The following is a 12,189-nucleotide window of genomic DNA, read 5'->3' on the forward strand; positions in this document are numbered from 1 at the left end:
GACCGCTGGCGCACGATTGATGGCAACGGCGTTGCACAACAATGGGCCATTACTGTAAGTGGTAAAGCTGTGCCGGCAGGAGTTGCTCCTGATGTTCTGTCCAAACTAAATCAAAATGCCAGTATCTGGCAGCCAATCAAAGGGGGGAATTATCTTGAATTGGATTCATGGGCTATAGAAGATGGCTCTTTCCTACGCCTTAACAATATTACGCTTGGATACAATTTACCACTAAAGTCACTGCTGAAAAGAGGAAGTACCAGCATTCGGGTTTATTGTACGGTAAACAACATCGCCGTTCTTACCAATTACTCCGGCCTTGATCCGGAGGTAAGTACAAAAAATTCAAATTATGTAACACCAGGTGTTGATTCATCACCTTACCCGCGCAGCAGGTCGTTTATTTTTGGTGCAAATATTAAATTTTAAAAATATTAAGAATATGAAACGCCCATGTAAATCTTTTGACACACAGGGGAACGCTCACAGGGCGTTCCATTCGACCATAAAAAATAAAAATGAACGGATGAAACTTAAAATAAGTCACCGGATCTTTATCATAACCGGATTGTTATTCACGATAACAATAATCAATTCGTGTAAAAAATATCTGAGCCTCACTCCCAACTCTGCGTTTGATGAAACTTATGTTTTTGGCAGCGTCTCCGATGCATATAAAGCAGTGTTGGGCACTTATGCCGTTCTTGCAGGGGACAGAGGGTATGGAGGAAGGATCAACTATTATTTTTCCAATGATTGTGATGAATCGTATTGTAATGCAAGCAATACAAATATAATTGGGGGTGATAATGGTGCTAAGGCACTTAGCCGCTACAATGCCGTGGCAACAAATCTTGAACTGGATGCAGAGTGGAATATATATTATCCGGGTATCGACCGCGCCAATCATTGCATCAAGAATATTCCGAACATGCCGTTATATAAAAACGGATCTGCGGCCGACAAGGCAAGTCTGCAGAGACTTTACGGCGAAGTGCTGACTTTAAGAGCACAGTTTTATTTTGATTTAATTAAATTCTGGGGAGATGTACCGGCTCCTTATATTCCTTCAACTGATCAAACAGATCTGAACCTACCTGCAACAAACCGTGATACAATTTATGATCATATATTGAACGATTTGTTACTGGCAGGCACCTTACTGCCATGGCGTGGTGATCCGGGTGTTGCGGCAGATGAAAGAATCACAAAGGGAGCAGCAAAAGCACTAAGGGCAAGAATTGCTTTATTCAGAGGCGGATTTTCACTTCGAGCAGCATCCAGGAAAATGGAGCGTACCGCTGACTACCTGAATTATTATAAAATTGCCAGGGATGAATGCAATGATATAATGAATTCCGGCAGGCACAAATTGAATCCAAGTTTCCTCGCCGTATTTAAAGATAATTTCGATGCACATAAAATTGAGCCTAACGGAGAATCTTTATTTCAGGTGGGGCTATCTGGTGGAACCGGTGTTTCAGATGGCAGAATAGGTTTTATTGATGGAACGAGAGTTAATTCAAACGGGTCAGGTTCCAATTGGGCGCTTCCTACTTATTTCTACAAATTTGACAGTATGGATATAAGAAGAGATATAACCATAGCAAGCTATGCTATAAATGGTTCGGGTTCTTATATCGGCTATTCCACTTCTTACGGACCTTTTGTAATGGCAAAGTTCAGGAGAGACTGGCATTCTAATCCCGCAACATTACCAACCAATACATCAGCTTATGCCGGTATCAGCTGGCCTATGATACGCTATTCAGATGTGTTGCTGATGTTTGCTGAAGCAGAAAATGAAATCAACAAGGCTCCAACTGCAGCCGCTGTAGATGCATTTAAACAGGTACGTTTAAGAGGATTTAATGGGGATGTTAACAAAATGGGGACTATACCGGCAGATTACCAGGGCTTTTTTACTGCCATTACCAACGAAAGGATGTTTGAATTTGGTGGTGAAGGTTTAAGAAAATGGGATCTGATCAGATGGAATCTTATAAATACAATATTTACCGAAACCCGGGCAAACCTGGCAAAGTTCAGAGTACGACAACCACCATATGACAATGTTCCGGCAAGAATGTATTTTCTGAATAATTCATCGACAGGCATTGTTTATTCTTCCGGCTATTATCAAAGAGAACTGGCAACTGCTCCGGCAGGATATACAAGTGTAAACTGGGCAGCGGCTTATCAAGGTGCATTTGTTACGGATTGGGCGGGAAGTTTTGTACCCAATCAAAGAGAGATTTTACCTTACGGACCTACAACGCTTAGCAGTAATCCAAACCTTAAACAGGGTTATGGTTATTAATTAAGAGCCAGGTTGATATATAAAAGGTTTTAGTGCCCATAATGATGAACTTAATAAAAAACCGGTCTTTTGTATTTACGGCCTTGTTGTTGTTGATCGGGCTTCAAATATTTGCACAGCTGCCTCCAGGCGATAACCTGGTATCCAATCCCGGTTTTGAGGATGGTGGAGATCCCTGGAAACTGGATAACTGGATGAAAAATGAAGTGACCGCCGAACTTGACAACAAAAATCCTCATGGGGGAACCTGGTCAATAAAAGTACAATTGGTCAAAGTGATCAATTCACCGCTTGTCATGTTTGCATTTCCGCACCTGGCTGTGCGGCCAAAATCATCCGTACAAGTAAAATTCTGGGCAAGGGGTGTTAGCAATGGCGCAAATCTCACGGTAATGGTGCGCAGGGAAGTGGAACCAAGAATTACTTATCTGCGAACAGAGATGTACCTGACGGATGAATGGCAGCAATATGCATATACCTTACAAATACCCGGAGATGCTGATCCTGATGCTACTTCCCTCCGTTTTGTTTTAAACCAGGCGGGTGTTTTCTGGATAGACGATGTGTCCGTGTTTGAGCTACCCCCTAAGGATAATGGACCTGTATCCAATGTTAATCCAATCAGGAATCCATCCTTCGAGGTTGGTACCGATGGCTGGACCGCTACTTTCCGGAAACGTGAGTTTGGATCTTTATCACAGGAATCAGGAAATGGTGTCCCGGCACCCGATAATGCAAGGCTCGACACAAAAACGGAAAGTGATGCGCCAGACGGGCAGCGTTTTCTCACATTGAAAATAGACCGGGGCTGTCGTGCCGTTCTTACCAGTGCCTATTTTCCTGCGCGATATGGACATAAAGGTCAACTCTGTTTTTTTCTCCGTTCAGATAGCACACATACGTTTAATGTTGGTACAGGTGGCGGCATAAATTCGGCCACTTCTTTGCAAACACAGGCTAAAAAAGCGTCCGTTCAATGGCAAAAATTTTCGCTGCCGGTTACATTGAGGCCTTCGCAGGATGGAGTCTATTTTGTTGACTTCCGTTTTAATGAGCCAGGGATATATGATATCGATGCTGTTTCCTTTATTGAGGATGAACAAAATAATGCTGTTCTTTACCCGCCCTCTGCAGCAATTCAAGCAGTAACGAACGCACCACTGGCGAATCTGTATACACCAAAAGATACTGCTTCATTTAAGCTGGTTATTGCAGGAGAGAGACCTGGCTTTTCAAATACTTATCAAATTGCAGTGTTGGATTACCTGGAGCGAAAAGTTGATGATTATACAATTAAGATTTCATCTGATACAAAAGGATTTGGTGAAAAATTATTTAAAGTGCCTGTCAACGTTTTCGGCGCTTTCCGTATTGAAGCCCGCCGGGTAAATTCCGGAGTTGTACTGGCTGAACAGATCTATAGTGTATTGCCACCATTGCCGCCGCCGGGCGACCGGCCGGATTCGTATTTTGGCGGCCATGCGGATTTAACACCTTATAATCTCGGAATCGCCCGGAAAGCAGGATTTCGCTGGTTACGGACCTGGCCACCTCTTGTTACCACCTGGATAGCTGTTGAACCCAAACCGGATGTCTGGAACTTTCAAACGGATGCCATAGCGAATGCATACAAACAGGGGTTCCAGATATCCGGGATTTTTGGGACAGTTCCTGATTTTAAAGCTGATATCAATACCAAAAGTTTAATGAAGAATCGCTGGTCGCATGGTTATCCTCCCAATAAAATAAATGAATGGAAAGAATATGTTTTTAAATGTTATACTGCTTTTTATCCTTACATAAAAACATGGGAGGTGTGGAATGAACCTGATGGTGGTTATCTGCAAGTGAAGCCGGAATTAAAAAAAGATGAAGTGTATATTGAACTGCTGAAAGCCACCAGGGAAGTGCTTGATTCCATTGGGGATCCTGTCACCTTATTGGGGCCGGCCGTAGCAAGTATAAATGCATCATTAGGCTGGGAGATATTAGAACAGGGAGCAGGACGCTGGATGGATGCATTCTCTTTTCATTTTTATAGCCTCGCCGCCGGCGGGAACAATCCTGATCATTCATTCGTGTTACCCATTCTGAAAAAAATCAGGACCTATAAAAACAGGACGGGATTGTCTATGCCTCTGTGGCATACCGAAGGAGGCATGTATCTCCAGGGAGGAAGGAGCTGGTTGGCAACTTATCGTATACCGTCTTCCTCGCCGGCAAAAAAACCAAATGCTGCGGCATCTATGGTAAGGGCTGCACTTTTTTTTAAAGCAATGGGTGTAAAACATTACTTTGATTTTGAATTGTACACATCTGCTGCCGGACGAGAGGTGAACGCGGATATGACCAGCGGGTTTATTGAAGTAACAGGTATCCCGGGCCCCGGCATAGCTGCGCATGCTGCGATGGTAGCTCTTACAGAAGACGCCGCCCCTGCAGGTTTTGACGATCTGGAATATCAGTCAGCACGGGTGAAAGTGGCACATTTCAAAAATGATAAAGGTACTGTTGATGTTTATTGGTCCGACTTTCCAATATCGCTTAAGGATGTAGCAAATTTAAAACGAGGAGATAAAGTACTCGACATGATGGGCAACCCTGTTTCTGCGAAAGCTGCCCGGACAGGCGAGTTTCCTTTATATATTATCAGGACAAAAGGTATTATTAAAACAAAAGAAAAGTGATGCTAAATTGTTTTTAATTAATGGATATTCAGTCTTTTTTTTTCCATGATTTTATCCGGGAAGACGAAGTTCTTCACGTAGCAAGGGTGACAATTTATTCCCGCAGGGATATTTCCTTGCATAAACATGATTTTGCAGAAATCTTTTGGGTTGAAAACGGCAGCGGAATTCATTTGATAAATGGCCGGGAAATAAAATTAGAGCGGGGAGACATCGTTATGATACGTCCTGATGACCAGCATACTTTTACGTCTTCAAAAAAAGGGCTTACCATTATGAATCTTGCTTTTTCGACAGGCACCTTACATTATCTCCGGACCCGTTACTTCCCTGATTTGAATTATTATTTCTGGACCGATGACTTCCTGCCTTTTACAACATCTGTCGATATAGCATTAATCCGGCAAATTTCAAGGAGGGCAGAAGGATGTTTCAGATTTCGAAATTCTCTTCTTCATCTTGATAGCTTATTGTTGTTTATTTTCCGTTCAATTGCTGCAAACGAAGATATAGTTGTAAAGAGCAAACAAATTCCTCTCTGGCTTCACAATGCAATGCAGGATTTTTGTACCCCGGAATTATTTAAACAGGGATACAGTGGTTTTGTAAATATTTGTGGAAAGAATATCGACCATATAAACCGGACTATAAGAAAGGTGTTATATAAATCACTCTCTGATCTTATAGCGGAATTACGGATGAATTATGCAGCAAAACAGCTTGTAATAACCAACGTTCCAATTAAGACAATCTGTAGCGATTGTGGATTTAATAGTTTGGCTCATTTTTATAAGACTTTCAAAAAATTTTATCAGGTAACACCTTACTATTTCCGGCAAATGAATCAAAATGTTGCTTAATGAAATATTCAGGTAAGTATTTATTTTATCTACACAAAATATGAATTTGAAGTATTCACTTGTATTTATTGCATCAAAACGTGTCACATTTTCTTTTTTGACAGCGATCGCTTTTACCGTGAATCTATATGCTCAGGCTGATGGTTTACGCTCTGGGTGGCAATTGAAAGATTTTGCCATCGATCTGAATAAATTAGTAACCCCGCAAGCTCAGCTTTGGGTGGGCAGCGGATATACTACTGTTAATCCCGTATTAGGATCAATTCTTGGAACAGCCGATATAATGTCCCCACCCATTTCCGGCAGAAATTTTTCATTTAAAGCAATATTTGTAGCCAATGGAGATACCATCCGTGATCAATTTGTCTGGGGAAGCAGGACCAATAATATTCTTTATACCGGTGGAACTTGGCAACCCGACAGAATTATACGCAGGGGCATTTACCATAGAATGCATTCTAATGGATTAATTTCATTTGAAATAACCTCTCATTTAATTCCATTGGCAGACAGATCAGGGTTCATGCTCCGCTATGAGGTAAGAAACCTGGCAGATAAAAAATTGGTGCTTTCTCTTGTTCCATTATTAGATCCGGGTAAACCCTCAGTTATTCCGTTAAAAGACTGGGGATTTATGCCACCTCCATGGGGATATTCTCCAGCCCCTTTTGGGTACTCGCCTCCTGCTGAATCTATTAAAGTAACCAAAACCGGCAACAATGAATGGAGTACAGATAAAATAAAACTAAACCTGTTCCAGGAAGGAAATAATTTATCAATAGATCCTCACACAGGAAAGACCGGTTATGTTGCAGTTGTATTTTCGGATGTCGCAAGTGCGGCGCCAGTAAGCAATGATCTGTCAAGCTGGGAAAGGAAAACCAATGAAATATGGCAAAATCGTTTAAAATGGGCACTCGGCAATATCCCATCTTTGAAGTCCGCTAATTCAGACCTTGAGAGTTATTATAAAAGAGCTATTGTTTCCGGGCTTGTATGTATCTGGGAAAAGCCTGACTTTAAGTTGAATCCTTCACTTACCACCAGTGGTCTGGATGGCGGGTCGATGACAAGCTACCTCTGGGATATAGCCGGTTATGCTCCTAATCTTATTTCTTTAATGATGGGAGATAAGATAATGGACATAGTACGTAACATGGCTTCTATTGATTTGGAAAAATACAATGCCTTCACCCAGGATGGAGCGGGAACAGGTGTCAGGTATGCTTACAGCACTGCCAGTTTCACAGCTTTGGTTTATGCTATTGCTTGCCAGAAGGAAATCGATCCGGATCTGTTCGCGCAGGTTAAAAGATTGGTATTAAAAGATGAGGAGCGACCAATGGTTAATGGCATTATTGATTACGGGGAACAAAAAAATTTATTGGAAATGAGAGGAATGGGTTGGGAGCATATGGTGCCGAGTCCTAATGCTGAGAGAGTATGGAGTTTTAGAAAATTGGCGGAGATGGGAACAAAGATGGGATACAATAAATCGGAAATTGATCAATGGAAGAAAAAATCGGATTCCATTGCAGTTAATATCAGAAATGAATTGTGGGATGAAAAGGCAGGTTGGTTTTATTGTAAATATCCGGATGGCCATAAAGAACTGGTATACTCGATTCAGGTGTTTGATATGATTAGAACAGGGGCTTGTACCCCAAATATGAAGAAGAGGATGATAGAACAATTGACAGAGAATAAATTTCTTTTTCCTTTTGGCGTCAGCAGCATATCTAAAGCAGATTCTCTTCACTATGAAGTAACTGACACAGACTGGGGCGGTGGAGGTGCATATACGGGGGATGTTGCTCAACTTGCCTTAGACCTTTATCAGGCACATTTTCCTGAAAAAGCATGGGATGTTTTAAAACGACAATTCTGGCTTGGACAGCAATGGCCTTATTTTCCGCAGGAGCATTTTTGTGATCGTCCTGCGTCTCCCACATTTAAACGTGCCAATATAATTGCAGGCATAACCGGGGCAGAGGCGATTTTGTATGGGCTTGTTGGCTTAGATCCAAGGATAGATGGGACCCTGTGGATCAACCCGCAATCTACACTTGAGGATAAAATAGAGATTAAAGGATATGGATTCAGGGAACATTTTATAAATGTGTCAGTTTCCAAATCTTTCTGTAAGGTCACCCTGGACGGTAAAGTGGTATACCAGGGAAAACCCATACAGTTTAAAATTTTGTAGATGATAATTATATTTTGATCATTAATTGATAAGGTACCTTAATCTATAGGAGATGCAGGCTACATACTTCGTTCAAAAATTTTTACAAAAATGAAGCTTAAAGATAAAGTGGCGATTATTACTGGTGCAGCATCAGGCATTGGGTTGGCCTGTTCCAAACTTTTTTCTGAACAAGGGGCCTATGTAATAATGGCTGATATTGATAATGAGAAATGTATTTGTGAGGCAAAAAAAATAAATGGCGCTCCTATTTTCTGTGATGTCAGGATCACCTCAGATGTGCAGGAACTTGTTAAAAAAGTTATTGCTAAACACGGTAAAATTGATATTCTGATAAACAATGCGGCAGTTGCAATTAACGCAAATATTATTGAAATGCCGGAGAGTGACTGGCAGGAGGTAATTAATACTAATCTTACCAGTGCCTACAGAACCATCAGCGAAGTACTTCCTATTATGATTTCAAAAAAAAGTGGAAGTGTTATCAATATGAGTTCCATGCAAGCCTATCGTAGTTGGTATAACTGGACAGCTTACGCTACTGCAAAAGGTGGGTTGGTGGCTATGACCAACCAACTTGCAGGGCAGTTTGGTGTTTATAATGTAAGATTTAATTCGATCTCCCCCGGTACTATTAACACACCTCTGAATACGAAGAGATACGAAATTGAAGGGCAAGAGTTGTTGCAAAAGTTTTTAAAAATGCATGCCATGGAAAGGCTGGGAGAGCCTGAAGAAGTTGCAAGTGTGGCTTCATTCCTTGCAAGCGATGAGGCCAGCTTTGTGACGGGACAGGATATAAAAGTTGACGGAGGGCTAAGTACACTTTCCCGTTATTTTGAAACGCCGCTGCCGGTAAACTAAAAGATATCATTAGAAATTAACAAGATGCTCAAAAATTGTAGTCAGGACCGGCGAGGGTACGTTCTGAAAAAGCCATGAGAAAAACCTTAACATTGTTACATTTACGTATGGGCCAGCCCGATGGAATTTCATTTAAGAAATTAATACTCTTCGCGTTATTATCAGGCGCGACGTTCTCAGTCTTTTCCCAGGTTAAATGGAAACAGGTTGCACCAGGTGTATATAAGGCAATCATTGGCAAACCTGAAGTCTATAATTTACTGACTGCTTCCGGTGCAAAGCCGGATAACAACGGGTTAGACAGGCTGGGCGCAGCGGCTTTTCCACTAAACCAATCTGAAATATCGGGTGCTGTCATAGATGGCAAAACACAATTACGCTTTCCTTTGAATAAAGACGAACAGATTTATGGCTTTGGTTTAAACTTTCAAACGGTTCACCAGCGAGGCAAAATTTTACAGTTACACGTAGATCATTATGGTAAAGAAGACAATGGTCGTACACATGCGCCCACACCTTTTTATGTATCCTCGGATGGGTATGGGGTTTTTATAAATGCCGCGCGCTATATCAATGTTTATGCGGGATCCGGGGTCAGGAAAGACAGTAAACATCCTCCTATAGAAAAAGACCGTAATACCGATAAATCCTGGTCGGCCCGGCCTTACTCAGATGCTGTAGAGATGTCTATCGGAGCTCCAGGTGTGGAGGTTTATGTATTTGCCGGCCCGACTCCTCTTGATGCTGTAAGGCGTTTCAATTTATTTAATGGTGGAGGTCCGTTACCCCCTCGTTGGGGTCTTGGTTTTACACAGCGGGTAAAGTCTTTATATACATCTGATGAAGTTGCTGCGGAGGTGGCTTTGTTTGAAGAAAAAGGATATCCCCTGGACTTTGTCGGACTTGAACCAGGATGGCAAAGCAGGTCCTATCCCGGCACATTCGAATGGGATAAGAAGCGCTACCCGGATCCTAAGAAATTCGTAAAGGAAATGTTGGATAAAGGTATACGACTGAACCTGTGGATCAACCCCTATGTTTCCAAAGAAGCCACTTTTTATAAGTCTATAACTCCATACACCGGATCGCATACTGTTTGGGTGGGGGAAGTGCCGGATTTGACTATGCCACAAGCCCGGAAAATATTTTTTGATCACTTGTCGAAAGATCAGGTGAGCATCGGCGTGAGTGGATATAAGGTCGATGAAGTAGATGGTTACGATGAATGGTTATGGCCCGATTTGGCAACCTTCCCCTCAGGTATATCCGCAGAGCAAATGCGGCAAACATATGGCATGCTTGTGATGAGGTATAGTGCCGAAATGTTCCGTAATCAAAACAAAAGGACCTATGGTTTAGTGCGTGCGAATAATGGTGGTGGTGTATCTATGCCTTATGTTATTTACAATGATTACTATAATCACCGGGATTTTATCACAGCTTTGATTAATAGCGGCACTGCCGGTGTTTTATGGACGCCCGAAGTAAGAGCATCAAAAACCGCTGAGGAATGGCTAAGACGTTTTCAAACTGTTATTTTTTCGCCCATGGCCATGATCAATGCCTGGGCAAGTGGTACAAAACCATGGTCCTATCCCGAGGTTGCCGAACAGGTAAAAGAACTGTCGTTACTGCGTATGCAGATGATGCCCTATTGGTATAGTGAGTTTGCAAAATATCATTTTGAGGGAACTCCACCATTCAGGGGCATGGCGCTTGAACCAGGGTTCAAGCAGCAAATAAAGAAAGAAGCGGCAACTACCAACCTTGAAGAGAACCCATACCTGGAAGCAACCACAAAAGAGATCAAAGATCAGTATATGGCCGGTGAATACCTGCTTGTCGCACCTCTGTTTGCAGGCGATACAACACGTACGGTGGTATTACCTAAAGGTAAATGGTACGACTTCTTCACTGGTGATTTTGTGGGCGATGGATCTGTAATTACCGTATCCCCTGGTCTCAATAAAATTCCTGTTTACGTCAAAGACGGAGGTATCATCCCTATGATGAAACCAAGATTACATTCCCCAAAAGCAGGCGAAAAAGTTGATCTTGAAATCCGGCACTATGGAACGATGCCGGCAACCTATAATTTGTATGACGACGATGGCGAGTCATTCAATTATGAGAAAGGTGAATATAGCTGGAGACAGATCAAGGTTACCAGGGACCAGTCGGGAAAACTATCCGGAACGATCGGTGCCGCACAACCGGGAAAGCCAAACAACGTTGCCAGGGTCATCTTTACTTTTATGACGAGGTAATGAAATTTATTCTGTTGATATTATTTGAGTTCTTCGAATTTGGAAAACGATTCCAGTTACTTAGATTATTTTGCACCCGGAGCCCTGTAATTGACGGATTGTTTGGTTGCGGCATCAATATCATCCGGGCTTATCAAACCGGTCATTGAGATCCTGACCAGGCCGGCAGCATTCACTTTTAAGCCGACAGCTGCTGCAGCAATTTCATCCGGTAATTCGACAATAAGATACACATCTGCTTCGCCAAAGGCATAATAAAAGGATTCCACTTTCCCGCCAATTGCTGCCAACATCTTCTCAATGGCATTCTTGCGCCCGGTACCGCCTTCCTGCATAAGTCCTTTCATTCCATCAGAGTTATAAACTCCTTTGATCAAAAACTTGTTCATTGTTTAATGTTTTAAGGTTTCCTACTCTTATGGCTTTTCGGATTCGCCCCGTTTTTCTAATGGTCGCTGGTCTCCATTTTTACTTTCTGTAAAGCGAAAATTGACACAAGGCTTAATTGTTTCAATGAGGTAATTTGATTAAAACCGAAACTTAAGGTAGGGAAGAACAACTGCATTTTTTGAGGAACGGAAGAGGGAAACCAAACCGGTCTGCCGGATTGAATAGAATTGTACTATCTGTCAGTTGAATATACTAAAAATTCAGATCGATATCTTCTTTAGTGGATCAATTTAATCTGTGCTAAATTTACGTATGCGACAACTTGCTGCAATAATGTTTGCCGACATGTTTGGGTATACTGCCCTTATGCAGCAAAACGAAAAACAGGCCCGGCTCATGCGGCATAAAATGAAGGAAACCCTGGAAAATTATGTATCTGTTTACCATGGAAAAATTCTTCAAAACTATGGCGATGGAGCATTGAGTATGTTTAACAGTGCTATTGAAGCTGTTAACTGTGCTGTCGAAATACAACAAACGCTAAGAAAAGAACCCAGGATAGAAGTGCGGATAGGAATTCACACCGGGGATATTT

8 protein-coding genes and 1 pseudogene are annotated in these 12,189 nt (G+C 42.0%); 8 read left to right on the forward strand and 1 reads right to left on the reverse strand.

Annotated features, from left to right (window positions below; all coding sequences use genetic code 11):
- The 7 genes and pseudogenes from VK664_RS19475 to VK664_RS19505 all read left to right on the forward strand — a co-directional run.
- A pseudogene (locus VK664_RS19475) lies at positions 1 to 429 on the forward strand (hypothetical protein); the annotation flags it as partial.
- Positions 430 to 526: 97 nt separating this feature from the next.
- A complete protein-coding gene (locus VK664_RS19480; protein WP_461400371.1) occupies positions 527 to 2,320 on the forward strand; it encodes a RagB/SusD family nutrient uptake outer membrane protein in 1,794 nt (597 codons plus the stop codon).
- Positions 2,321 to 2,361: 41 nt separating this feature from the next.
- Positions 2,362 to 5,007, forward strand: a complete 2,646-nt coding sequence (locus VK664_RS19485) for a carbohydrate binding domain-containing protein (RefSeq protein WP_461400372.1) — start codon at positions 2,362 to 2,364, stop codon at positions 5,005 to 5,007.
- A 20-nt stretch (positions 5,008 to 5,027) separates the two neighbouring features.
- On the forward strand, positions 5,028 to 5,867 hold the full coding sequence (locus VK664_RS19490; protein WP_461400373.1) for a helix-turn-helix domain-containing protein: 840 nt from the start codon (positions 5,028 to 5,030) through the stop codon (positions 5,865 to 5,867).
- A 40-nt stretch (positions 5,868 to 5,907) separates the two neighbouring features.
- Positions 5,908 to 8,073, forward strand: coding sequence for a hypothetical protein (locus VK664_RS19495; protein WP_461400374.1), 2,166 nt, complete (start codon positions 5,908 to 5,910; stop codon positions 8,071 to 8,073).
- A gap of 90 nt (positions 8,074 to 8,163) precedes the next feature.
- Entirely contained in the window at positions 8,164 to 8,937 is a 774-nt protein-coding gene (locus tag VK664_RS19500) for an SDR family NAD(P)-dependent oxidoreductase (protein WP_461400375.1), read from the forward strand.
- Between the two features lie 74 nt (positions 8,938 to 9,011).
- Positions 9,012 to 11,204: a glycoside hydrolase family 31 protein gene (locus VK664_RS19505; protein ID WP_461400376.1), complete on the forward strand. Its 2,193-nt coding sequence runs from the start codon at positions 9,012 to 9,014 to the stop codon at positions 11,202 to 11,204.
- Positions 11,205 to 11,269: 65 nt separating this feature from the next.
- On the opposite strand, the gene VK664_RS19510 is transcribed toward VK664_RS19505, so the two are convergent.
- Positions 11,270 to 11,593: a GYD domain-containing protein gene (locus VK664_RS19510; protein WP_461400377.1), complete on the reverse strand. Its 324-nt coding sequence runs from the start codon at positions 11,591 to 11,593 to the stop codon at positions 11,270 to 11,272.
- Between the two features lie 313 nt (positions 11,594 to 11,906).
- Between VK664_RS19510 and VK664_RS19515 the strand changes: the two genes are divergently transcribed.
- A partial coding sequence (locus tag VK664_RS19515) for an adenylate/guanylate cyclase domain-containing protein (RefSeq protein WP_461400378.1) occupies positions 11,907 to 12,189 on the forward strand: 283 nt, incomplete at its 3' end.

It is taken from the genome of Flavitalea sp., assembly GCF_035489435.1.
Lineage (GTDB): Bacteria > Bacteroidota > Bacteroidia > Chitinophagales > Chitinophagaceae > DATHKG01.

Bases quoted from the DNA above. Each gene is read 5' to 3' on its own strand.
- VK664_RS19485 (WP_461400372.1), top strand. From the start codon at position 2,362: ATGATGAACTTAATAAAAAACCGGTCTTTTGTATTTACGGCCTTGTTG.
- VK664_RS19505 (WP_461400376.1), top strand. From the start codon at position 9,012: ATGAGAAAAACCTTAACATTGTTACATTTACGTATGGGCCAGCCCGAT.
- VK664_RS19490 (WP_461400373.1), top strand. From the start codon at position 5,028: ATGGATATTCAGTCTTTTTTTTTCCATGATTTTATCCGGGAAGACGAA.
- VK664_RS19495 (WP_461400374.1), top strand. From the start codon at position 5,908: ATGAATTTGAAGTATTCACTTGTATTTATTGCATCAAAACGTGTCACA.
- VK664_RS19510 (WP_461400377.1), bottom strand. From the start codon at position 11,593: ATGAACAAGTTTTTGATCAAAGGAGTTTATAACTCTGATGGAATGAAA.
- VK664_RS19500 (WP_461400375.1), top strand. From the start codon at position 8,164: ATGAAGCTTAAAGATAAAGTGGCGATTATTACTGGTGCAGCATCAGGC.
- VK664_RS19480 (WP_461400371.1), top strand. From the start codon at position 527: ATGAAACTTAAAATAAGTCACCGGATCTTTATCATAACCGGATTGTTA.